This window comes from Burkholderia sp. BCC0397 (genome assembly GCF_902832865.1).
In the GTDB taxonomy this organism is placed as follows: domain Bacteria; phylum Pseudomonadota; class Gammaproteobacteria; order Burkholderiales; family Burkholderiaceae; genus Burkholderia.
The window spans coordinates 34787-58431 of record NZ_CADFDL010000014.1; the positions used below are offsets into that span (position 1 = coordinate 34787).

Consider the following 23645-nt stretch of genomic DNA (forward strand, 5'->3'; position numbering starts at 1 on the left):
CTGAGAGCATTCAGCGACGGGCCGACAGCGCGACCGTCACGGCTACGGCGAGGAACGCGACGCCGGTGCAGACCGGCCATTCGAGCGTCTCGCCATCGTAAAACAGTCCCGAGAGATTGCCGACCATGCGGGCGGCGGCCGCGCCCACGATGCCGACGAGCACCGCGATCCACCACGCCGGCCGGCCCGTGCGCCGCATCGGATGCAGCCAGCGGCCGAACAGCCCGACGGCCGCTCCCAGGACAAGGATTCCAAACCAGTTCATTCAACGCCTTCTATAAATTCAGATTCGTCCCATAGGCGTGAACGTTGCCAGCGGCTAGCATCGATTCATCCATCGAACCCGAGACCAGCCGGGCGCCGCGAACCTTCGAGTGTAGGGGCCGACTCGACGTTATGGCAAGCGCACACCGGCCGCCGTATTGAAGAAATCCTCATGCGAATCGCTCTGATCGATCCGGAATCGCGTCATACCGCACTCCTGAACCGCCTGCTCTTCGCGGGCGGTCATGTGTGCCATGCGTTTCCGTCCAGCACCGCATTCTTCGAGTGGCTCGCCGCCGACAACACCTGCGACATGCTGGTCACCGGCCACTGGGCCGGCGACCAGCCGGCGCAGGACGTCATTCCGCGCGCGCAGGCGGTCCTCCCCGGGTTGCCGGCCATCGCCGTGATGCAGTCGGCCCGCGAAAGCGAAATCGTCTCGTGCCTGCACGCGGGCGCCGACGATTGCCTCGTGCGCCCCGTGAGCGGGCCCGAGCTGCTCGCGCGCGTCAACGCGCTGAGCCGGCGCGCCGGCGTCCGCCGGGCGCCCACCCGCTCGCGCGAGATGTATGGCGAATACGCATTCGACGCCACGCATTGTCTCGTGCGTTTCGGCGACGCAATCGTTTCACTCACGCCGAAGGAGTTCCGTTTCGCGCAGTTGCTGTTCACGAACCTGTCGCGGCCCGTGTCGCGCGCCCATATCCTCGAAACGGTATGGGGCCTCCGCCGCGACATGAAGTCGCGCACGCTCGACACGCACGCGTCCCGGCTGCGCAGCAAATTGCAGCTGCTTCCGGAGCGCGGCTACCGGCTGCTGCCGCTGTACGGCTTCGGCTATCAGCTCGACCGCGTACCGATCGAGCCCCCAAATTCGCGGCCGCGCCATGCCGATGCCCGGTATGCAGCGAGTGAGGAAATCGCTGAAACGCTATAATATGGGGCTAAACGATAGCCCTCGATATGCAACTCCTCACGATCGGAATCAACCACCACACTGCGCCTGTCGCCCTGCGCGAACGCGTGGCGTTTCCGCTCGAGCAAATCAAACCGGCTCTCGTCACGTTCAAGAACGTGTTTCTCGGCCCGCAGGCGCCCAATACGCCCGAAGCAGCGATCCTCTCCACCTGCAACCGCACCGAACTGTATTGCGCGACCGACGATCGCGCGGCCCGCGAAGGCGCGGTCCGCTGGCTGTCGGAGTATCACCGGATTCCGGTCGACGAGCTCGCGCCGCACGTCTATGCGCTGCCGCAATCGGAAGCGGTCCGGCACGCGTTCCGCGTCGCCTCCGGCCTCGATTCGATGGTGCTCGGTGAGACCCAGATTCTGGGCCAGATGAAGGATGCCGTTCGCACCGCGACGGAAGCCGGCGCGCTCGGCACCTATCTGAACCAGTTGTTCCAGCGCACGTTCGCGGTGGCCAAGGAAGTGCGCGGCACGACCGAAATCGGCACGCAGTCGGTGTCGATGGCCGCCGCCGCGGTGCGCCTCGCGCAGCGGATCTTCGAAAAGGTGTCGGATCAGCGCGTGCTGTTCATCGGCGCCGGCGAAATGATCGAGCTGTGCGCGACGCACTTCGCCGCGCAAGGCCCGCGCGAACTCGTCGTCGCGAACCGCACGGCCGAACGCGGCCAGCGGCTCGCCGAACGCTTCAACGGCCGCGCGATGCCGCTGGCCGACCTGCCCACCCGCATGCACGAATTCGACATCATCGTGTCGTGCACCGCGTCGACGCTGCCGATCATCGGCCTCGGCGCGGTCGAGCGCGCGGTGAAGGCGCGCCGTCACCGGCCGATCTTCATGGTCGACCTCGCGGTGCCGCGCGACATCGAGCCCGAAGTCGGCAAGCTGAAGGACGTGTTCCTCTACACCGTCGACGATCTCGGCGCGATCGTGCGCGAAGGCAATGCGTCGCGCCAGGCCGCGGTCGCCCAGGCCGAAGCGATCATCGAGACGCGCGTGCAGAACTTCATGCAATGGCTCGACACGCGCAGCGTCGTGCCGGTGATCCGTCACATGCATACGCAGGCCGACGCGCTGCGCCGGGCCGAAGTCGAGAAGGCGCAGAAGCTGCTCGCGCGCGGTGACGATCCGGCTGCCGTGCTCGAAGCGCTGTCGCAGGCGCTGACCAACAAGCTGATCCACGGCCCGACGAGCGCGCTCAACCGCGTGAACGGCGCCGATCGCGATTCGCTGATCGACCTGATGCGCGGCTTCTACCAGCACGCGCCGCGCTCGAACGACCCATCCGGCCACTAGCGCCGCCCGGTCGCCCTGCCGCCGGCCTGTCGTTGTCCTGCCGCCGGTCTATCCTTTCCGAATACCCTTGCCCGGGAGCGCCGCTCCACACCATGAAGACGAGCATGCAACGCAAGCTCGACCAGCTGTCCACACGGCTGGCCGAACTGAACGACCTGCTGAGCCGCGAAAACGTCACGGCCGACCTCGACCAGTACCGCAAGCTGACACGCGAACATGCGGAACTCGGCCCGGTCGTCGAGCAATACGCGTTATGGCGCCAGTCGCGCAGCGACGAGACGGCCGCGCAGGAACTGCTCGCCGATCCGTCGATGCGCGATTTCGCGGAAGACGAAATCCGCAGCGCGCGCGAGGGCATGGCGCGCCTCGAGACCGAGCTGCAGAAGATGCTGCTGCCGAAGGACCCGAACGACGACCGCAACATCTTCCTCGAAATCCGCGCGGGCACGGGCGGCGACGAATCGGCGCTGTTCGCGGGCGACCTGCTGCGCATGTACCTGCGCTTCGCGGAACGCCAGCGCTGGCAGGTCGAAATGATGTCGGAGAGCGCGTCGGATCTCGGCGGCTACAAGGAAGTGATCGTGCGGATCGCGGGCCAGGGCGCGTATTCGCGCCTGAAGTTCGAATCGGGTGGCCATCGCGTGCAGCGCGTGCCGGCCACCGAGACACAGGGGCGCATCCATACGTCCGCGTGCACGGTCGCCGTGATGCCGGAAGCCGACGAGATCGGCGAGGTCGAGATCAATCCGGCCGACCTGCGCATCGACACGTTCCGCGCGTCCGGCGCCGGCGGCCAGCACATCAACAAGACCGATTCGGCGGTGCGCGTCACGCACCTCCCGACCGGGATCGTCGTCGAATGCCAGGACGACCGGTCTCAGCACAAGAACAAGGATCGCGCGCTGAAGGTGCTCGCCGCGCGCATCAAGGACAAGCAGTATCACGAGCAGCATGCGAAGGAAGCCGCGACGCGCAAGAGCCTGATCGGCTCAGGCGACCGCTCGGAGCGCATCCGCACGTACAACTTCCCGCAGGGCCGGATGACCGACCACCGGATCAACCTGACGCTGTACCGGCTCGAGGCGATCATGGACGGCGATCTCGACGAACTGATCGGCGCGCTCGTCGTCGAGCACCAGGCCGAGCTGCTCGCGTCGCTCGGCGAAGCCGACTGAGGCCGCGATGTCCGACACCACCGCCGACGCGCTGCTGCGCGCATCGCCGCTCGACCCGGTCGATGCACGCGTGCTGCTTGCGCACGCGCTCGGCTGGACCCGCACGCAACTGATCACGCGCGGCGATGCGCCGCTCGACGCCGCCGCAGTCGAACGCTACCGCGCGCTGGAAGCGCGGCGCGTCGCCGGCGAGCCCGTCGCGCAACTGGTCGGGACGCGCGAGTTCTTCGGCCGCCCGTTCGACGTGACGCCCGACGTGCTGATCCCGCGCCCCGAAACCGAACTGCTCGTCGAAGCTGCGCTCGAGGCGATCGACGGGCTGCCGCACGCAGCCGTGCTCGATCTCGGCACCGGCAGCGGCGCGATCGCCGTGTCGATCGCGGCCGAGCGTCCCGATGCGCGCGTGTGGGCGCTCGACCGTTCGCCGGCCGCGCTCGCGGTCGCGCAACGCAACGCCGACAAGCTGCTCGGCGCGCCGCGCCCCGGCGGCCCGCTGCACTGGCTGCAGAGCGACTGGTACGCGGCGCTCGATCCCGCGCTCGCGTTCGATACGATCGTCAGCAACCCGCCGTACATCGCGCAGCACGATCCGCACCTCGGGCAAGGCGACCTGCGTTTCGAGCCGCGCGGTGCGCTCACCGACGATGCCGACGGTCTCAGCGCGATCCGCTCGATCGTCGCAGGCGCCGGCGTCTATCTGAAACCGGGCGGCACGCTGTGGATCGAGCACGGCTACGACCAGGCCGAAGCCGTCCGCGCGATACTGGCGTCGTACGGCTTCGTCGCGGTCGAGTCGCTCGCCGATCTCGCCGCCATCGAACGCACGACCGGCGGCCGCCTGCCGGGCTGATGCCCGGCCCGCCCGGTTGAAATCCGCTATCATTTCGATCTAACGCCCCCGCAAACGCAAGGTCAGTCATGGACACCCAACAACGTATCAAGCAAATCGTCGACGAAAACCAGGTCGTGCTCTTCATGAAGGGCAACGCGCAATTCCCGATGTGCGGCTTCTCGGGCCGCGCCGTGCAGGTGCTGAAGGCCTGCGGCGTCGACCAGTTCAAGACGGTCAACGTGCTCGAGGACGACGAAATCCGCCAGGGCATCAAGGCATTCTCGAACTGGCCGACCATCCCGCAGCTCTACGTGAAAGGCGAATTCGTCGGCGGCTCGGACATCATGATGGAGATGTACCAGTCGGGCGAACTGCAGCAACTGTTCGCCGCCGCGTAACGTCCCGTTTCGATGGCATCTCCCAGCGCGCCGCCACGCCGGCTGATCGTCGCGATCACCGGCGCCACCGGCGCGATCTACGGTGTGCGGCTGCTCGACCTGCTGCGCGCCGCCGGCGGCGTCGAAACGCACCTGCTGATTTCGAACGCCGGCTGGCTCAACATCCAGCATGAACTGAAACTGCCGAAGGCCGACGTCGAAAGCCGTGCGGACGTCGTGCATTCGGTGCGCGACGTCGGCGCGACGATCGCGTCGGGCTCGTTCGCGACCGATGGCATGGTGATCGCGCCCTGCTCGATGAAGACGCTCGCGAGCGTCGCGCACGGGCTGTCCGACAACCTGATCACGCGCGCGGCCGACGTCACGCTGAAGGAGCGCCGCCGTCTCGTGCTGATGGTGCGCGAAACGCCGTTCAACCTCGCGCATCTGCGCAACATGACCGCCGTCACCGAAATGGGTGGCATCGTCTTTCCGCCGCTGCCCGCGTTCTATGCGATGCCGAAGACGATCGAGGAACTCGTCGACCAGACCGTCACGCGCGTGCTCGACCTGTTCGCGCTCAGCGCACCGCTCACGACGCCGTGGGCCGGCATCCGGCACGCGCAGTAGCCACGCCCCTTCTGCGCGCATCTCCGTCGATTCGCGCAGCAATTCCCTCGATTTCCCGCTTTCGGATGCGAATCGGCATTCGACCGCCTGCCGTCGCCACGATTATCAACAAACAAGCGTCAATCAAATTCCCATTCGCCGATTTATCAATGCACGGTGCGCGCCTATAGTCACAGGCAAACCCTTTTGCAGGTCACCACCATGAACCGCTTGCCTTCGCTGTACCTGTCCCACGGCGCCCCGACGCTGCCGATCGACCCGGCGATGCCGTCCGGTGCGTTCGCGCACCTCGGCGCCGAACTGCCGCGCCCGCGCGCGGTGCTGATGCTGTCCGCGCACTGGGGCACGCAACAGCCGGTCGCGAGCGTCGCCGCGCATCCGGACACGATTCACGACTTCTACGGTTTCCCGCAGGCGCTGTACGACATCCGCTATCCGGCGCCGGGCGCACCCGACGTCGCCGAGCGCGCGGCCGCGCTGCTGAACGCGGCCGGCATCGCGACCGCGACGACCGAACACGGCCTCGATCACGGCGCGTGGGTGCCGATGCTGCTGATGTTTCCGGAAGCCGACGTGCCGGTTGCGCAACTGTCGATCCAGCCGCGCGCGGACGCCGCGCATCACTTCACGCTCGGCCGCGCGCTGCGGCCGCTGCGCGACGAAGGCGTGATGGTGATCGGCTCGGGCCAGATCACGCACAACCTGCGCGCGGCCGATTTCGGCGCGGCGCCCGAGGATGCGGACCCGCGCGTCACGGAATTCACGGACTGGTTCGAGGCGAAGCTTGCCGCGCGCGACGTCGACGCGCTGCTCGACTACCGCCGGCAGGCGCCGCACGCCGCGCTGATGCATCCGACCGACGAGCACCTGCTGCCGGTCTTCACGGCGCTCGGCGCGGCGGACGACGACTACCGGCTCGGCATCCAGTCGCTCGGCACCTACCAGCGCGTGCTCGCGATGACGAACTACGTGTTCGCGAGCGCCGGCGCCTGAGCCGGCCGCGGCGCAACCGCCGAGCCAGCAAAAAGCCCGCCCGAGCATCGCTCGGGCGGGCTTTTTTCACCGCATCCTGCCGCCGCCGAATCCGGCGACAGGTCAGGCGTCAGACACCGACCCCTTCGAGGATCTCCTCGTGCGACTCGCGCTCGTCGAGATACTGGGTCCGGTAACCGGTATTCACGCCCCAGAAGTAGAACACCAGCGAGATCGCCGCGACGATCAGCATGTCCCAGCCGTACGGCAGCACGCCGTGACCGCCGAATTCCTTGCTGCCGATCAGCGACAGCACGGCCATCGTCGGCAGGTACGCGACCAGCCACCATGCGGCCTTCAGGTCGGCGCCCCAGCCGGTCCAGCCCGACTTCGCCTGGAAGTAGAAATACACCGGTAGCGCGACGATCATCAGCAGGATGATTTCGCCCGTCAGCGGCCACTTCGCCCAGTACAGGATCAGCGATGCGCACACGAACGCGAACGGGGCGATCAGTTTCATCAGCGGAATCGACAGCGGACGCTCGATGTCGGTCGCCGCGCGGCGCAGCGCCATCAGGCTGATCGGGCCGGTCAGGTACGAGATCACCGTCGCGACCGAGATCACCGCCGCGAGCGAGCTCCAGCCGCGGAAGAAGAACAGGAAGACGAACGACACGAGCAGGTTGAACCACATCGCCTGGCGCGGCACGCCGTAGATCGGGTGCACGTTGCCGAACATCTTCGGCATCGTGTTGTTGCGCTCCATCGCATAGATCATGCGGGTGGTCGTCGCCATGTAGGTCGTACCGGTGCCGCTCGGGCTGATGAACGCGTCGACGTACAGCAGGATCGCGAGCCAGTTCAGGTTCAGCGCGATCGCGAGTTCCGCGAACGGCGACGAGAAGTTGAAGTGCGCCCAGCCCTTCGCGACGTCGGCCGGGTTCACCGAGCCGATGTAGGCCATTTGCAGCAGCACGTAGATCACGAGCGCGAGCAGGATTGACGTGATCACCGCGAACGGCACGCTGCGCGACGGATTGCGCGCTTCGCCGGCCAGGTTCACCGGGCTCTGGAAGCCGTTGAACGCGAACACGATTCCGCTCGTCGCGACCGCGGTCAGCACGGCCGACCAGCCGTACGGCGCGAAGCTCGCGTTGGACGCGGTGCCGAGGTTCTCCGAGTGGAAGCTCGTCAGCATCAGGCCGAGGATCGTCAGGCCGGGGATCAGGAACTTGAAGATCGTGATCGCGGTGTTCGCCCGCGCGAAGGCCTTGACGCCCCAGTAGTTCAGCATGAAGTAGACGACGACCAGCACGGCCGACAGCAGCAGGCCGAGGGTCTGCAATTCGCCGTTCACGAACAGTGCATGCGCCCACGGATACGGCCACGTGCTCATGTACTGGATCGACGCTTCGGCCTCGATCGGGATCACGGATACGATCGCGATCCAGTTGGCCCATGCGCTGATGAAGCCCACCAGCGAACCGTGCGAGTAGCGCGCGTAACGCACCATGCCGCCCGACTCGGGGAACATCGCGCCCAGTTCCGCATACGTCAGCGCAATCGCGAGAATCACGACGGCGCCGATGATCCATGCGCAGATCGCCGCCGGACCGGCGATCTTCGCGGCCTTCCAGGCACCGAACAGCCAGCCCGAGCCGATAATCGAACCCAGCCCCGTCAGCATCAATGCAAACGGGCCGATGTTCCGTTGAATAGAACTCTTCACATCCTCTCCTGTGTCTCAAAAAGCATGGTCGGCCTGCGGTCCGGGATCGGCTCGGACAGCACCGCGCACGCATTCTTGGGGGGAGGGATTACCCGATCGGGGCAACCCGTCCACGCGGCGCGTAGTTTAACGGTTGCACCTCGAACGTGGCGCCAAAATCGATCGACCCCTACAAAAAATTCGCATCGCTTGCAAGCTTTGTAAACCTGATCTCCGCAATAACCCTGAGAGCATGGGAATACGGTTGACCACCGGCACGATTAGCCGTATAAAGGACTTCGCAGGATTTCAAGCGGCGAGTGAATTGGTTCTTTCGTAGTTCGCCCATCAACGGTACTCCGGTTGGTCCTATTACCCCTTCCTTGATTTTCCGCACCCCATGGGCTTCGGCCCCGTTTTATTTTTTTAGGAACAAGTAACATGGCAACCGGTACCGTCAAGTGGTTCAATGACGCAAAGGGCTTCGGCTTCATCACCCCGGAAGGCGGCGGCGACGATCTGTTCGCGCACTTCTCGGAAATCCGCGTCGAAGGCTTCAAGACGCTGCAAGAAAACCAGAAGGTTGAATTCGAAGTGAAGACGGGCCCGAAGGGTCTGCAAGCTGCGAACATCCGTCCGGTCTAAGCTTGGCGCGATCATTCGTGTAAAAAAGCCCCGCTTCGGCGGGGCTTTTTTGTTTTTGGGCGCCGGTCATCCGGCATAGCGGCCCGTAGCCGCCCGCCATTCAGCCGAACAGTCGCTGCGCGTGAATACCGAGCCCCGTCGCGACGCTCGCGAGGCGATCGCCGAACACCGGCTGCGCATCCGGGAACGCGCCGGCGAGCGCGCCCGACAGGAACGCGAGCCCCGTCGAACCGCCGGTGAAATACAGCGCACCGACATCGCGCGGCGCCACGCCCGCGAGCCGCACCGTCTCGCGCGCGGCATCGACGATGCGCGCGGTATCGTCCCGACTCGCGTCGACGAGGCGATCGGCGTCGAACGCGATCAGCAGATCTTCTTCCACGTCGTTCAGGTCGATCATCGTCTCCCCGCCCGCCGCGACGCCGATCTTCGCTTCTTCCGCGCGCGCCATCAGCGCGTGCCCGAGCCGCTGCTCGACCACGCTCGTGAGCCGGTCGTACTGCCGCACATCCTGGTACAGGTGCTTCATCAGCTTCAGCTCGCCGACCCGCTTCGGCGTGTAGACGGTGTTGATCAGGTGCCAGGTCGCGAGATCGAAGTAGATCTTGTTCGGCAGCTCGCGCCCTTCCGGGTCGAGCGCACGGTAGCCGAATGCGGGCAGGATGGCCGCGAGCTCGACACGCCGGTCGTAGTCGGTGCCCGCGACGTGCACGCCGTGGTGCGCCAGCACGTCGTCCTTGCGCTCGAGCCGCGCCATCCGCTCCGGGCCGACGCGCACCAGCGAGAAGTCGGACGTGCCGCCGCCGATGTCGGCGACGAGCACGAGACGCTCGGCCGGCTGGCGCGATTCGTAGTCGAACGCGGCGGCGATCGGTTCGTACTGGAAGTGCACGTCCGCGAAGCCGACCGATTGCGCGGCCGCCTCGAGCTGATCCTGGGCGAGGCGGTCGGCGCGCGGATCGTCGTCGACGAAGAACACCGGCCGGCCGAGCACCGCGCGGCCGATCCGCGCGCCCGCGCGCGCTTCGGCCTTGCGCTTCAGGTGCGTCAGGAAGCGCGCGATGATTTCGGTGTACGCGATCGCGCTGCCGTCGCCGAGATCGGTCGTCGTTTCCGCGAGCGGCGAGCCGAGGATGCTCTTCATCGAGCGCATCAGCCGGCCGTCGAAACCGTCGATATAGGAGGCCAGCGCCGCCCGGCCGTATTCGACCGTCTCTTCGTCGTTGTTGAAGAAGATCGCGGTGGGCAGCGTCAGGTGGTCGCCCTCGACGGGCGCGAGGCGCATGCCATCGCCGTCGGGCAGCGCCACGGCGGAATTGGACGTGCCGAAATCGATCGCGCAGTAAGTCATGGGAAATTGCCGCAGCAGGGCCGGCGCGAAAACGGAAAGGACGGGCTTTTTAACATGAAGCCCGCGGGATCACAACCGGGGCGGGCCACCGGTGCCGCGCGACGGGCGCCGGCGGCAGCGGCGCGCGGCGTGGCGCGCCAGGAACATGTGCGGACAGGATGCGCGACGCAGCCTGCCCGCCTGCGGAGTCAGGCTACCGTGTCGAAGCTCTTCTTCCACGCACCCGCGTAGACGACTTCGCCGATCGCATGGCGCGTGCGCGGCGCCTTTTCGCGATCGCGCAGCACGGGATCGAGCTTGTCGACGTTGCCGTAGTGGCCGAGCGAGATGATCGACGCGATCGCGACGTCCGCCGGAATCGCGAACGCGTCGCGGAAGGCCTTCGCGTCGAACCCGCTCATCTGGTGCGCGGCGAGGCCGAGCGCGTGCGCCTGCAGCACCAGCGACATCGCGGCGGCGCCGGCGTCGTACAGCGCGGTCGGCGCCGGCTCGCCCTTCGGCGTCAGCGTGTGCGCGGTGACCGCGATCAGCACCGGCGCCGGCGCATTCCAGCCCTGGTTGAACGGCACCAACGTCGCGAACGCGCGCTTGAACGCGTCTTCGTCCTGGGTGCGATCGAATACGATGAAACGCCACGGTTGCGCGTTGTACGCGGACGGGGCCCAACGTGCCGCTTCGAGCACCGCGTGGAGATCGCCAGCGCTGACGGGCGCATCCGAATACGCGCGCGGGCTCCAGCGGCCCGCGATCAGATCGTGAATCGAAACAGTGGTGGGAGCAGGTTTGACGGACATGCGGTTCCTCGCTGACATCGATGAAGGGGCGCGAACGCCCGGCAAACCGCAAGCATACCCGCTTGAGCGGTTGCGCGCCCGATCCTGCCGCGCTATGCAAATCTCCGTGCGTGCAATGGCCGGCCGCAGCATGTGCGGCCGGCCGGACCGCCGCGATCAGGCTGCCTGCGCGGCCGCGCGCGACGGGCCGCGGTTGATCCGCAGCACGATCAGCGCACCGACGATGCACAGCCCGCCCGAGATCATCGACGCGATCGTGTAGGTGCCGAGGCTCGCGCGCAGCAGCCCCGCGCCGAGCGCCGCGAATGCCGCGCCGAGCTGGTGGCCGGCGACGATCCAGCCGAACACGACCGGCGCCGCGGCCTTGCCGAACACGTCGGTCGCGAGCCGTACGGTGGGCGGCACGGTCGCGATCCAGTCGAGCCCGTAGAACATCGCGAACAGCGGCAGCCCGAAGAAATCGATGCCGAACGCATGCGGCAGGTAGATCAGCGACAGCCCGCGCAGCCCGTAGTACCAGAACAGCAGCACGCGGTTGTCGTAACGGTCGGACAACCAGCCCGACAGCGTCGTGCCGAACAGGTCGAACACGCCCATCGCCGCGAGCAGCGACGCGCCCTGCACTTCGGTCATCCCGTAGTCGCTGCACATCGCGATCAGGTGCGTGCCGACATAGCCGTTGGTGCTCGCGCCGCAGATGAAGAAGCTGAAGAACAGCAGCCAGAAGTCGCGCGAGCGGCTCGCCATCAGCAGCGTGCGGAACGCGACCGCGAGCGGGTTCTCCTTCGTCGCATCGGGCGCGGGCGGCGCGTCGGCCGGCTCGCCGTACGGGCGCAGCTGCACGTCGGCCGGCCGCTCGGGCAGCAGGAACGCGACGAGCGGAATCACGACCGCGGCCGCCACCGCGACCACCAGCACGACCGGCCGCCAGCCGTGGCGCTGCGCGATCGCTGCGAGCATCGGCAGGAACACGAGCTGGCCGGTGGCCGTGCTCGCGGTCAGGATCCCCATCACGAGGCCGCGCCGCGCATGGAACCAGCGCGTGACGAAGGTCGCGGACAGCGTCAGCGCGACGACGCCGGTCGAGCAGCCGACCATCAGGCCCCAGATCGCCACCATCTGCCAGCTCTGCGTCATCATCGACGACAGCGCGACGCCCGCGCTCATCGTCACGAGCGCGGTGAGGATCGTCGGGCGCAGCCCGAAGCGCTGCATCGCGGCGGCCGCGAACGGGCCCGTCAGGCCGTACAGCGCGATGTTCACCGAAATCGCCAGCGAAATCGCTGCCCGGCTCCAGCCGAGCTCGCGTTCGAGCGGCACCATCAGCACGCTCGGCGTCGCACGTGTGCCGGCTGCCGCCAGCAGGATCAGGAATACCACCGCCGCCGCGAGCCATCCGTAATGGAAGCGCCCTCTGATTCGTGTCACTGCCCAGTTCATCTTCGCGTTCTCCAGTTGGCGGCTCCGGCGCCATCGCGCCTGCCCCGCCCCGACCAGGCCACCTCCGCCGCGCATTTCAACATCGGCTGACCCGGGCCGACGCTTGGCATTTGTCTGTTGATCCGGCATTGATTGTTACCGACCGGTCACAAGTGTGTTGCGATCGTAGTTACCAGTCGGTAACATGTCAAGCAATTCATCACGTAGTCGAGGGTCATCATGTCGGGCATCGAAGTCGCCAAACCGCAGGCGCGGCGCACGCGCCGGCCGATGGACGGCGCCACCGCGCACGAGCATCTGCTGCGTGCCGCCGAGGAGCTGTTTTACAAGGAAGGCGTGCGAACGGTCGGCATCGAGGCGGTGGTGGAGCGCGCAGGCGTCAACAAGATGAGCCTGTACCGCCAGTTCTCGTCGAAGGACGAGCTGATCCTCGCGTATCTGGAACGGATGGACGCGTGCTTCTTCGAGCGGCTCGACACGAGCGCCGCGAAGCATCCGGGGCAGCCGAAGGCGCAGTTGATCCAGTACTTCGTCGATCTTGCCGAGCGTGCGACCCAAAAAGACTATCGCGGCTGCCCGTTCGTCAACGTCGCCGCCGAATTCCCGGATGCGTCGCACCCGGCGCGCGAACGCGTCGCACAGAACAAGGAGCAGTTGATGCAACGGCTCGTCGCGCTTTGCGAAGGCGCCGGCGCGCGACAGCCGAAGGCGCTGGCCGACGCGCTCGCGCTGGTGGTCGAAGGCATCTACGCGGCGAGCCAGACCTACCGGCACGGCGAAACGCCGATCGGCATCGCACCCGCGCTCGTCACGCAGTTGATCGAAGCGGCCTGCGCGTGACGGGCCGCGCGCGTTCGTCCCCGGCGCGCCCGCTACAATGCGGCCCTCTTCGCCCTTTCGCCCGACTGGTATCACGATGACCGACACCCGCCTCGACTCGCACGACGACATCCTCGCCGCCACGCGGCACTGGCTCGCGCGCGCGGTGATCGGGCTCAACCTGTGCCCGTTCGCGAAAAGCGTCTACGTGAAGGAACAGGTGCGCTACGCGATCAGCGAAGCGACGACGCTGGAAGACGCGCTCGCCGAACTCGAAACCGAGCTGCGCGCGCTGGAAGCGGCGGACCCGCAGCAGGTCGATACGACGCTCGTGATCTACCCGCACGCGTTCGCCGATTTCGTCGACTACAACGATGCGTTGTTCTTCGCCGAGCGGCTCGTGCAGCAATTGCGGCTCGACGGCGTGCTGCAGATCGCGAGCTTCCATCCGCAATACCAATTCGACGGCACCGAACCCGACGACATCGAGAACTACACGAACCGCGCGCCCTATCCGATCCTGCATCTGCTGCGCGAGGACAGCATCGCGCGCGCGGTCGACGCGTTCCCGGACGCGTCCGCGATCTACGAAAAGAATCAGGAAACGCTGCGCCGCCTCGGCCACGAAGGCTGGCGCGAATGGATGCGCCAGCCGGGCGACGACGTGTGACGCGGCGTGCAACGTGCGGCGTGCAACGTGCGCGGCGCGGGCGCCATGCCCGCGCCGCCGCGCGTCAGCCTTCGGCCGGCTCGACGGCGTCGCCGCCCGCCTCGGCGGCTTGCGCGACGAAAAAGCGCTCGTTCAGTTCGGCGAGCCCGAACATCCCGAGGATCTCGTTCAGCCGCTCGCCGGGCTTGCGGCGCGGCAGGTTCTTGTACTGCGCGATGATCAGCTCGTTCTTCATCGAATGCTCCCAGCCGACCAGCTCGGTCACGCTGACCTGGTAGCCGTGCGCTTCGAGCTGCAGGCAGCGCAGCACGTTGGTGATCTGGCTGCCGAATTCGCGCGTATGCAGCGGATGGCGCCACACCTCGGTCAGCGCATTCGCGAGCGACTTGCCCTTGTTCCTGCGCAGCACGCCCGCGACTTCCGCCTGGCAGCACGGCACCAGCACGATGTGCTGCGCGCGCTTCGCGAGCGCGAAGCGGATCGCGTCGTCGGTCGCCGTGTCGCACGCGTGCAGCGCGGTGACGACATCGACCGTTTCGGGCAGTTGCGGCGACGTGATCGACTCGGCGACCGACAGGTTCAGGAACGACATGCCGCCGAACCCGAGCCGCGCGGCGAGCTCGGTCGAACGCGTGACGAGTTCCTCGCGCGTCTCGATGCCGTACACGTGCGACGCGAACGCCGGCGTGCCGTGCCCCGGCTGCTGCTTGAAGAACAGGTCGTACAGGATGAAGCCGAGATACGACTTGCCGGCGCCGTGATCGACGAGCGTCACGTGGCCTTTGTCGGCCTGCACGCCGGCGAGCAGCGGCTCGATGAACTGGAACAGGTGATAGACCTGCTTCAGCTTGCGGCGGCTGTCCTGGTTCAGCTTCCCGTCGCGGGTGAGGATGTGCAGTTCCTTCAGCAGCTCGACGGACTGCTCCGGGCGGATTTCGTGGGTCTTGTTCGACATCGTGAAGCGCCGCCGGGCCACGGTCGGTCGACCACGGCCCGGCGGCGGAAATTCGTGAGGAATGGCGGTAGTTTACCGAAAATACGCGGTCAGGCCCGGGCGCCGAGCCGCCACAGCGACGTGACCTCGGCGCGTCGCGCCGCATGCAGCGGATCGTCGGCGTCTGTCGACTTCGGGTGCGCGGGGTGGATGTCGTCGCGGCCGAGCACGACGAGGCCGGCTGCGTCGATCCATTGCAGCAAGGTTTCGCGCGGCCGCAGGCCGAGATGCTCGGCGAAATCGGACAGGATCAGCCAGCCCTCGCCGCCCGGCTCCAGATGCGCGGCCAGCCCTGCGAGGAAACCGCGCAGCATGCGGCTGTCCGGGTCGTAGACCGCGTATTCGATCGGCGCGCTCGGCCGGGCCGGCACCCACGGCGGGTTGCAGACCACGAGCGGCGCGCGGCCGGGGGGAAACAGGTCGGCCTCGACGATATCGACCTGGCCCGCATGACCGAGCCGCGCGACGTTCGCGCGCGCGCAGGCGAGCGCGCGTGGATCCTGGTCGGTCGCGACGATGCGCTCGACGCCGCGCGACGCGAGCACCGCCGCCAGCACGCCGGTGCCCGTGCCGATATCGAACGCGAGCGACGTCGCCGGCAGCGGCGCACGCGCGACGAGCTCCACGTATTCGCCGCGCACCGGCGAAAACACGCCGTAGTGCGGATGGATCGGCGCGCCGCCGAGCGCCGGGATCGGCACGCCCTTCTTGCGCCATTCATGCGCGCCAACGAGGCCGAGCAGCTCGCGCAGCGACACGACCGACGGCGCGCCGCCGGGGCCGTACGCCTCCTCGCAGGCCGCACGCACGTCGGGCGCGCGGCGCAGCGGGATCGTGTAATCGGCCTCGAGCGGGATCAGCAGCATGCCGAGCGTGCGGGCGCGCTGCGATTGCGCGAGACGATGCAGGTTGAACGCATCGACGCCGGCCGCGGCTTTCGCCTTCTTCGGCTTGCGTTCGACGCGGCGCGCCATTGCCTGCACGAGCTGGCGCGCATTCTGGAAGTCGCCCTGCCAGACGAGCGCGGTGCCCTCGCAGGCGAGGCGGTAGGCTGCGTCGGCGGTGAAGCGGTCGTCGGCGGGCACCGCGCGCTTCGGCGGTGGCACGCCGGCTTCGGAGCGCCAGCGCACGGCATGATCGACGCCGTCGGCGTCGGTCCAGTGGAAAACGGGGGAATCGGTCACGCGAACTCGGTACGGTTGGCTTCAACGGCGGCGAGAATTCACCGCGCGGACCACACCATACCGCGCTTTGCCCGACCCGGCAAAACAGGCGCCGCGACGGCCGCCCGAAAGCGTTCGTCGCGGCGCAATCGTCACTCAGCCGAGATCGAAGGTTTCCGCCGTCGGCGCATCACGCTTGACGGCCGCGATGCCGTTCTCGCGTGCCTGCACGCTGCTGTACGTTTCGCTCGTGCCGATGACCTGGTGGTTCGCTGCTTTCAGATTGAACATGGGCTCGCCGTTGTGGGCGAGCTTGCGCTCGTAACGCTCGTCGAGCGGCGCATTTTCCCGCACGGACGCGATCCCGTTTCTCGCGCCGCTTTTCTCCTCGTAGCGCTCGCTCGCGAGGATGATCTCGCCGTTCGCCGACTTCAGGTGGAAGTAGTACTGGCCGTTCGTGGCCTTCTTGAGCTCGAATTTTGCCGCCATGGATTTCCCCTAAAAGAATGTCCGACCCTCGGACATCGTCAAGTGTAGGAGGCGCGTCGACGAAAATCGACATCCCGCGGAGATAAGCATTAAAGAATGTCAAATGGTGAATTTTTCGACACATTTGGCCGACGTTGAACTCCGACCGAACGACCTATCCGCCCCACCCCGGCATGGTCGGCAGACGCAGCGTGCCCGCGTCGCGGAAGTGCACGGTGCCCAGCACGCTGCCGGCGAGCCGGCCGCGCAACGCATACGGCAGCTCGCCGTTCGCGGCCGCACCGGGCAGGTTCCACGCCTGCCGTGCGGCCGCGAAGGCCGACACCGAAACCGGCACGTCGAGCACGGCCTCGCCGAACCGCGGCACGGTGCCCGCCCGATCGCTGACGCCGCTCGCGAACGGCGTGCCGTTCAGGTCGAGCGCGACCGAGATGCCGTCGTAGTCGATCGGCGCATCGTTCGGATTCTGCACGCGCAACTTCAGGCTGAAGCGCATCTCGAGGCCCTGCCCGACGAGCGGGTCGAGCCCGGCGACCGACACGCGCACCGGCTCGCGCGTGAGCCCCGCGCAACCGCCCAGCAGGAACACGGCCGCGAACAGCAGCAGCACGGCGCGCAGCGGCGCGAGTCGGAACAGGGCTCGTGGCATGGGACAGTCTCCTCGCGGCAATCGGTGAACGGGTCGTCGATGCATTGTACCGACCGCGCCGCCCGCCACCGGATTTCGTAGTTTTCGCGGCGCAGCAAGATCCTTAATAGATTAAAACTACGAAATTGCCAGCCAAACGGAAAGCGCATTAATGACTTTCGGCATTCAATGAAGCACCCGGAATTCAATAGATGCTCTTTCTAAATTTTTCGTTTCCTTTACCCAAAACCATCAAGTATATTTACGCATCCTTGGAGCAAGCCGACAAACCTTAAGCCGCATGACGGCGAATTTACGGGATGGCGACACGCTGTCCTTCCGTCCTGCGGACTGGCCCGGCCAGCCCCGTAGGTCGTCGGTTCAAAGGGATTGCGCGCCCGCGCCGGGCGTGCGGCCCCGTGTCGTGCGCGCGAAATCAATTCAGTACAACACGCGTCCGGCCATTTTGAACCGGCCAGTTAACCGACATCCGGAAATTCAGAGGGGGCAGTAAACCATGATTACCTTCACGTAGTCGGCCGCCGTCTTTTTCGAATAATCCGTCATTGGCATTTTTTCGCTGTTGATTAAACGGCGAGGGGATTGCTTTTGCCGGCGTTTTCGCAGCACTGAACGATTCTTTCAACAATCGAGGTTTCAGTCATGTCGATTCATATTCGCAAGATGCGTTATCTGCCGCTCGTCGCCGCACTCGCGCTCGCCGGGTGCGGCGGCGACGACGGCGGTGCGGGCTCCGCTTCCGCGCTCAGCTCCGCCGGCGCGCCGCATACGGGCTCGTCGCCCGCCGTCACCGCGCCGCCGAGCGCATCGAACGTCGACAAGAGCGTCTCGCCTGTCGAATTGCCGGACACCGTGGTGCCCGTGAACTACCGGCTGTGGTTCCGCCCGAACGAAGCGCTGAACGCGTTCGACGGCCGCGCCGACGTCGAGATCAAGGTGCTGAAGCCGGTCAACAACATCGTGATCGCCGGCCACCGGATCAAGTTCACCAACGGCCGCATCACGCTGCAGCCGGGCAACATCCAGCTGATCGCGACGCCGCAGGACAAGGGCGACTTCTATCAGTTGCGCCCCGTCGCCGGCACGATCGCGCCGGGCAACTATTCGCTGCACATGGAGTGGTCGGGCATCATCAACTTCAAGTCGTATGACGATCCGGCCACGCAGACGGGCGGCAGCTGCGGCGACGATCCGTATCCGGGCTGCTCGGCCGCGGAAGGCGTGTTCCGCGTCGACCTGAAGAGCACCGACGGCACGACGAGCGGCGCGATCCTGACCCAGGGCGAAACCAACCTGTCGCGCCAGTGGTTCCCCGGCTGGGACGAGCCGGCGTTCCGCCCGACCTATGAAGTGACGGCCGAAGTGCCGCAAAGCTGGCGCGTCGTGTCGAACGCGGCCGAGAAGCCGTCGACCAACGTCGGCGGCGGCTACAAGCTCGTGCAGTTCGAGAAGACCCCGCCGATGCCGTCGTACCTGCTGTTCTTCGGCGGCGGCCTGTTCGACACCTACGAGGACGACTTCACGAGCCCGCTGCCGGGCGGTAAGGGCGGCCTGCACCTGCGCGTGTTCACGCCGCCGGGCATGAGCGAGTGGGCGAAGCCGGCGATGGACCGCACCAAGCAGGCGCTCGACTTCTACTACCGCTACACGGGCATCGCGCTGCCGCTCACGAAGTTCGACACGGTGGCCGCGAACGACGCGTTCAAGGAGCAGAAGGACCTGAACTTCGGCGGGATGGAGAACTGGGGGTCGATCCTCGAGTTCGCCGACGACATCCTGCCGCAGCCGGGCCAGCCGATGTCGCACTACGGCAACGAAGTGCTGACGCACGAAGTGGCGCACCAGTGGTTCGGCGATCTCGTGACGACCGACTGGTGGGACAACGTGTGGCTCAACGAATCGTTCGCGACGTTCTTCGAGACGAAGACGACGATCCAGTTCTTCCCCAACGAGTTCAGCTGGCTCGACCAGGTGAAGAACAAGTACCGCGTGATCAATCGTGACATCGGCCCGAACGCGTTCCCGGTCGCGCCGAACTTCAACGACTGGGCGTCGAACGACTTCGTGCTGAGCGCCAGCGCGTTCACGTACGACAAGGGCGGCCACGTGCTGAAGACGCTCGAGAACTATCTCGGCGAGCAGACGCTGCGCAAGGGCCTGCAGCAGTACCTGGTCGACTACTCGTTCGGCAACGGGACGCCGAAGCGTCTGTGGGATGCGCTGTCGAAGGAAAGCGGCCAGGCGGTCGGCCCGATCGGCGACAGCTACGTGCGTCAGACCGGCGTGCCGCTGATCTCGCTCGACACGCAGTGCGACCTGACGAAGAACCAGACGGTCGTCACGCTGAAACAGCAGCCGTTCCCGAACAAGAACGCGTATCCGGGCCTGCAGTGGACGGTGCCGATCACGCTCGCGTATGGCCAGGGTCTCGCGAAACACACGACGCTCGCGCTGAAGGATACGCAGGCGCAGACGCGGATCGACGGCTGCACGGGCGTGGTCGCCGACCCGAGCGGTCTCGACTACTACGTCGTGAACTACAGCGACGCAGCCTGGAGCGGGCTGCTCACGCAGGTCAACGGCTCGACCGATCCGGTGCTGCTGGCGAACCTGAAGAGCGAAGCGGCGCTGCTCGTCGCGAACAACCTCGCGCCGGCCTCGCGCTCGACGTCGATCGGCTCGGTCGCTTCGCCGGCCGCGATGAAGCTGCGCCAGACGCCGACCTTCGGCGGCATCGAACCGGTGACGAAGGAACGCCCGGCACGGCAATACCAGGGCATCTTCAAGCCGCGCAAGGTAGTGACGCAGTAACGGTGCGGATCCGGCCGGCGCCGCGCAGCCTGCGGCGCCGGCCGGCGTACCGGTTTCTCCGACCTGTTGACGGGCCTCGCATGCGAGGCCCTTTTTTCATGCCGGCTGGCGCCGGCGCGAAACGCGCGGCTGCGTCGATGCAACGTCCGGCCCTAGCGATCGTCGCGGCGCCGGAACGCCCACCACGCGGCCAGCGCGGTGAAGCCCGCGACGAGCAGTACCATCAGCCAGAAGCCGTGCTTGTTCTCCGAGAACGGCACGCCGCCGACGTTCATCCCGAAGAAGCCGGCGACGATGTTGATCGGCAGCGCGATCACGGTGACGAGCGTCAGCGTGAACAGCGTCCGGTTGTTCTGCTCGTCGAGGCGCGAACCGATCTCTTCCTGCAGCAGCTTGATGCGCTCGTTGAGTCCCGCGAGATCGGCGAGCACCAGCGAGAACTCTTCGGTCGACTCGCGCAGCTCCTGCACGTCCTCGGGATGCAGCCAAGCGGGCGGCTTCGCGAGCAGCCGGAAGATCGACCCGGGCTCGGGGGCCAGCATGCGCTGCAGGCGCGTCAGCGTGCGGCGCATCGCGCCGAGCTCGATGCGGCTCGACGTGAGCCGCTGCGACAGGAAGCGATCCTCGATGCGGTCGACGTCGACGCTCGTGCGCCGCATGATCTGGATCAGCAGGTCGGCCTGGTCGTGCAGCAGGTGCACGAGCAGTTCGGTCGGCGACCGGAACCGCTCGCCGTCGCGCACGCCGGCGCGCAGTGTGTCGACCGAGCGCAGCGGCTTGAGCCGCGCGGTCACCATGATGCGCCGCTCGACGTGGACGAACAGCGTCGCGATTTCCGACGGCGTGAGTTCGAGGTTGAACATCACGTCGTTGACGATCGCGCGCAACGCGCCGTCTTCCTGCTCGATGCGCGTCGAGCGCGAGCCTTCGTGCAGGAATTCGAAGAAGCTGTCGGGCAACCCGAGATGCGTGCGCATCCAGCGCTCGCTCGCGCCGTGCGCGAGATTGAAGTGCAACCAGACGAAATCGCCCGAGGCGGCCGCACCCTGCTCGCGGCACGTGCGCAGCCACGCGGCGGCCGCGTCGGCATCGAGCATCGCGCCGGCGCCGCCCGGATCGAAACGGAATCCGCATACCATGCCGGACGTATCGGCGCCGTAAGTCTGTACGATCAGGTCCATCGTGTCGAAGGTGGTGCGGCGCGCGGCGCGCCGCACATCGCGGGTCGCGGGCCCGCGCCGGGAAAAGAAAGGAAACGTATGCCCGACGGGCGTGACGCACGCGTGACAGTGTCACACGGCATCATACCGGCAGTCGTCCTTGCCCCGAAAACAACGCGCCGCCCATTGGGCGGCGCTGACGAGAAAGACATCGCGGCGTGCGCGGCACGCGTTACTGCCGCGTCTCCGACTGCGCGGCGCTCGGGCACGCGGGGTCCTTGCCCCAGTGGCCGTCGCACACGCGCCAGCGGCACAGCTGATCCTCGAAGAAACCGCGCTCCGAACACTCCTTCACGCGCGACGCCAGCGAGCCGCCGGCCGCCGCCGTCTTGGTCGGCACGGCCTGCCCCTTCTGCGCGGCGAGTTTCTTGTCGGCCGGCTTCGTGCGCGCGACGAGCGCGGCGAGCAGATCCGCATCCGGATCGTCCTTCCCGCCCGCCTTCGCGGTTCGGGTCGGCGTCGCGTCGCGGCGCTTCTTCGCCTGCGCGAGCTCGGCCTGCTGTTCCTTGCGATGCTTGCGGGTGTCGGCCTTCGTGTCGGCCTTCGCCTCGGCTTTCGTATCGGTCTTGCCGTGCGCGGCGACCTTGGTGCTCTTCGACGCGTCGGCCTTCGCGGTCTTGGCCGTCGCCGCCGCGGCGGCCGCAGTTGCGGCTGCGCCAGCCGTGGCCGCGCCCGATGCGTCGTCGGCGCCGTTGGCAAGCGCGCGCGACAGGCGGCTGTTGTCCGCGGCGGAAGCGGGTGCGGCCGACGTGGATACGGCCGACGTGGATGCGGCCGACGTGGACGCGGATGCAACGGTCCGGGACGCCGAATCGTCGTTGACGATCGTGGCCGGTTGCGCGGCCGACGCAGCGGACGCGCCGTTCTGCGCGACCTGCACGGCGGCGGCGCTGGCCGGTGCGGCCTTGTCCGGCGCAGCCGCCGCGGGTGCCGTCGCGGCCGCAACCGCCGCGGGCCGATCGCCCGACGACTGCTGCATGCGCCACGCGCCCCAGCCGCCGACGGCCACGACCAACGCCACCACGGCGGCGATCGGTGCCTTCAGCGAACGGCGCGGCGGTTCGGCGGGCGGCGTGACACGCCCTTCCAGATCCGCGAGAATGCGCGACTGCCGAGGTCCTCCCTCGCCTGCCGGTTTAGTATCGGACAGCAGGCTGGGCGGAGTTTTCGAATTTGAATTTTCCGGCGCACTCATTCAGCGTCTCATTGAATCCTGGTTTAATTCACCGCGATAATATAGCCCGGCCTCTCGAAGCAGCCTGATTCTAAGAGCAAGCATTGCAAAACACAATCAATTCCAATTTCCGGGGATTTCTTTGATTGCCGTCGCACTCGTCGCCTATTTCGCCCTTGCCGTCGCCGTTGCGGCACTGTTGCTTTTACCGGGTATCCGCGCGACCGTTTTCGAATCCGTGGCCCAGTTTCACGGTCGTCTGACGCGCCGTGCGAACGATCGCGCCGCGCGCACGCGGAGTCAGATTGTTAAATCGGCAAGCGTGACGCGCGGCGCATTAAGCGACGTGCAAAATTTACTGGTTCGGCGGCGCTTGATGATTATGGTGTCGGCAGGTATTCTTGCGACGCCGCCATTGGTGGCCATTGCGTTACGCGGTCGGCAATTATTTCAGTACGACGACACGGCGCGCGTGCCCGACGAGAAGATCGCCGCGCTGTTGCAGGGCGAACAACTCGTGCCGCCGCCGCCGTTGCCGCCGGAAGTCTTTGCCACGAAGGAAGTCGAACAGATCCGCCCGGCGCTGAAGGATGCGAGCCGCGACTGGAACCTGCTGGACCCGGATTTCCGTACGCGTTTGCTGCTGGTCTACAAGATCATGCACGAACAATATGGTTATGAAATGGCGCTGCTGGAAGGCTACCGGAGCCCGGAACGACAGAACCGGCTCGCGCAGATGGGCACGAACGTGACCAATGCAGCGGCCTTCCAGAGTTATCACCAGTTCGGGCTGGCGGCCGACAACGCATTCCTGCGCGACGGCAAGCTGGTCATTTCCGAGAAAGATCCGTGGGCGATGCGCGGTTACCAGTTGTACGGCCAGGTCGCCGAGCAAGTCGGCCTGACCTGGGGCGGCCGATGGAAAATGATGGATCTCGGGCACGTGGAATACCATAAACCCGGTTTTAAACTGGGACGCGGCAGCTAGCCAGGGCTGCCGGACAAGAAATAATGAGGGCGGCATGGGGCTTTTTAATCACCCGGCAGGAAACGATTTGGGCGGCGCAAACAATCGGGCATTCCGGTGCGCGATTTTTTCCGGCCGCCGCTTCCGTTTTAAATCTCACAGCGTCCTTTCGTTAATGCGCGCGCCTTCTCCGATGCCGCGAGCGCGTTGATGCCAGCCTCCTTCATCCCGTTTGACAG

General features: G+C 66.6%; 23 protein-coding genes. 12 read left to right on the forward strand and 11 right to left on the reverse strand.

The features are described from left to right. Positions 1–10: 10 nt before the first annotated feature. Positions 11–265, reverse strand: a complete 255-nt coding sequence (locus HWX03_RS29960; protein ID WP_006477062.1) for a hypothetical protein — start codon at positions 263–265, stop codon at positions 11–13. A gap of 171 nt (positions 266–436) precedes the next feature. On the opposite strand from HWX03_RS29960, the gene HWX03_RS29965 reads away from it, so the two are divergent. From HWX03_RS29965 to HWX03_RS29995, 7 genes are all read left to right on the forward strand, one after another. Beyond that, on the forward strand, positions 437–1201 hold the full coding sequence (locus HWX03_RS29965; protein ID WP_175873766.1) for a response regulator transcription factor: 765 nt from the start codon (positions 437–439) through the stop codon (positions 1199–1201). 26 nt (positions 1202–1227) lie between these two features. After that, entirely contained in the window at positions 1228–2526 is a 1299-nt protein-coding gene (gene hemA / locus HWX03_RS29970; RefSeq protein ID WP_175873767.1) for a glutamyl-tRNA reductase, read from the forward strand. 92 nt (positions 2527–2618) lie between these two features. Further along, positions 2619–3701 (forward strand): peptide chain release factor 1, encoded by a 1083-nt coding sequence (gene prfA, locus HWX03_RS29975; protein ID WP_174389487.1) that lies wholly within the window; start codon positions 2619–2621, stop codon positions 3699–3701. A 7-nt stretch (positions 3702–3708) separates the two neighbouring features. Next, positions 3709–4551: a peptide chain release factor N(5)-glutamine methyltransferase gene (prmC, locus tag HWX03_RS29980; protein ID WP_175873768.1), complete on the forward strand. Its 843-nt coding sequence runs from the start codon at positions 3709–3711 to the stop codon at positions 4549–4551. A 68-nt stretch (positions 4552–4619) separates the two neighbouring features. Further along, positions 4620–4931: a Grx4 family monothiol glutaredoxin gene (grxD, locus tag HWX03_RS29985; RefSeq protein ID WP_027783412.1), complete on the forward strand. Its 312-nt coding sequence runs from the start codon at positions 4620–4622 to the stop codon at positions 4929–4931. Positions 4932–4943: 12 nt separating this feature from the next. Next, positions 4944–5540 (forward strand): UbiX family flavin prenyltransferase, encoded by a 597-nt coding sequence (locus tag HWX03_RS29990; RefSeq protein ID WP_034183704.1) that lies wholly within the window; start codon positions 4944–4946, stop codon positions 5538–5540. A gap of 201 nt (positions 5541–5741) precedes the next feature. Beyond that, entirely contained in the window at positions 5742–6533 is a 792-nt protein-coding gene (locus HWX03_RS29995) for a class III extradiol ring-cleavage dioxygenase (RefSeq protein WP_175873769.1), read from the forward strand. A gap of 109 nt (positions 6534–6642) precedes the next feature. On the opposite strand, the gene HWX03_RS30000 is transcribed toward HWX03_RS29995, so the two are convergent. Next, on the reverse strand, positions 6643–8241 hold the full coding sequence (locus HWX03_RS30000) for an APC family permease (protein WP_175873770.1): 1599 nt from the start codon (positions 8239–8241) through the stop codon (positions 6643–6645). Positions 8242–8661: 420 nt separating this feature from the next. Between HWX03_RS30000 and HWX03_RS30005 the strand changes: the two genes are divergently transcribed. Next, positions 8662–8865, forward strand: coding sequence for a cold-shock protein (locus tag HWX03_RS30005; protein ID WP_006477070.1), 204 nt, complete (start codon positions 8662–8664; stop codon positions 8863–8865). Between the two features lie 100 nt (positions 8866–8965). On the opposite strand, the gene HWX03_RS30010 is transcribed toward HWX03_RS30005, so the two are convergent. The 3 genes from HWX03_RS30010 to HWX03_RS30020 all read right to left on the reverse strand — a co-directional run bounded on the left by HWX03_RS30010 (position 8966) and on the right by HWX03_RS30020 (position 12450). Continuing rightward, positions 8966–10216: an Hsp70 family protein gene (locus tag HWX03_RS30010; RefSeq protein ID WP_175873771.1), complete on the reverse strand. Its 1251-nt coding sequence runs from the start codon at positions 10214–10216 to the stop codon at positions 8966–8968. 188 nt (positions 10217–10404) lie between these two features. Next, positions 10405–11010, reverse strand: coding sequence for a nitroreductase family protein (locus HWX03_RS30015; protein WP_175873772.1), 606 nt, complete (start codon positions 11008–11010; stop codon positions 10405–10407). A gap of 156 nt (positions 11011–11166) precedes the next feature. Then, positions 11167–12450: an MFS transporter gene (locus tag HWX03_RS30020; protein ID WP_175873773.1), complete on the reverse strand. Its 1284-nt coding sequence runs from the start codon at positions 12448–12450 to the stop codon at positions 11167–11169. A gap of 219 nt (positions 12451–12669) precedes the next feature. Here HWX03_RS30020 and HWX03_RS30025 point away from each other — a divergent pair, with 219 nt between their 5' ends. Together HWX03_RS30025 and HWX03_RS30030 are read left to right on the forward strand one after the other, a co-directional pair. Beyond that, positions 12670–13290: a TetR/AcrR family transcriptional regulator gene (locus HWX03_RS30025; RefSeq protein ID WP_175824009.1), complete on the forward strand. Its 621-nt coding sequence runs from the start codon at positions 12670–12672 to the stop codon at positions 13288–13290. Positions 13291–13366: 76 nt separating this feature from the next. Continuing rightward, entirely contained in the window at positions 13367–13939 is a 573-nt protein-coding gene (locus tag HWX03_RS30030; protein ID WP_175873774.1) for a DUF1415 domain-containing protein, read from the forward strand. Positions 13940–14003: 64 nt separating this feature from the next. Here HWX03_RS30030 and HWX03_RS30035 read toward each other — a convergent pair whose 3' ends face one another. From HWX03_RS30035 to HWX03_RS30050, 4 genes are all read right to left on the reverse strand, one after another. Then, on the reverse strand, positions 14004–14894 hold the full coding sequence (locus tag HWX03_RS30035) for an SAM-dependent methyltransferase (RefSeq protein WP_175873775.1): 891 nt from the start codon (positions 14892–14894) through the stop codon (positions 14004–14006). A gap of 89 nt (positions 14895–14983) precedes the next feature. After that, positions 14984–16117, reverse strand: a complete 1134-nt coding sequence (locus HWX03_RS30040; protein WP_175873776.1) for a class I SAM-dependent methyltransferase — start codon at positions 16115–16117, stop codon at positions 14984–14986. 135 nt (positions 16118–16252) lie between these two features. After that, positions 16253–16585: a YegP family protein gene (locus HWX03_RS30045; protein WP_174433965.1), complete on the reverse strand. Its 333-nt coding sequence runs from the start codon at positions 16583–16585 to the stop codon at positions 16253–16255. 154 nt (positions 16586–16739) lie between these two features. Next, the gene (locus HWX03_RS30050) at positions 16740–17234 is read right to left on the reverse strand and encodes an LEA type 2 family protein (protein WP_175873777.1); all 495 of its coding nucleotides are present in this window, start codon (positions 17232–17234) and stop codon (positions 16740–16742) included. Positions 17235–17876: 642 nt separating this feature from the next. On the opposite strand from HWX03_RS30050, the gene HWX03_RS30055 reads away from it, so the two are divergent. After that, positions 17877–20045 (forward strand): M1 family metallopeptidase, encoded by a 2169-nt coding sequence (locus tag HWX03_RS30055; protein ID WP_175873778.1) that lies wholly within the window; start codon positions 17877–17879, stop codon positions 20043–20045. Positions 20046–20197: 152 nt separating this feature from the next. On the opposite strand, the gene HWX03_RS30060 is transcribed toward HWX03_RS30055, so the two are convergent. Together HWX03_RS30060 and HWX03_RS30065 are read right to left on the reverse strand one after the other, a co-directional pair. After that, the gene (locus HWX03_RS30060; protein WP_175873779.1) at positions 20198–21226 is read right to left on the reverse strand and encodes a transporter; all 1029 of its coding nucleotides are present in this window, start codon (positions 21224–21226) and stop codon (positions 20198–20200) included. Between the two features lie 211 nt (positions 21227–21437). Then, a complete protein-coding gene (locus HWX03_RS30065; protein ID WP_175873780.1) occupies positions 21438–22460 on the reverse strand; it encodes a phage tail protein in 1023 nt (340 codons plus the stop codon). A gap of 121 nt (positions 22461–22581) precedes the next feature. Here HWX03_RS30065 and HWX03_RS30070 point away from each other — a divergent pair, with 121 nt between their 5' ends. Continuing rightward, complete coding sequence (locus tag HWX03_RS30070; protein ID WP_175873781.1) at positions 22582–23427, forward strand: M15 family metallopeptidase; 846 nt, start codon at positions 22582–22584, stop codon at positions 23425–23427. Positions 23428–23645 lie beyond the last annotated feature (218 nt).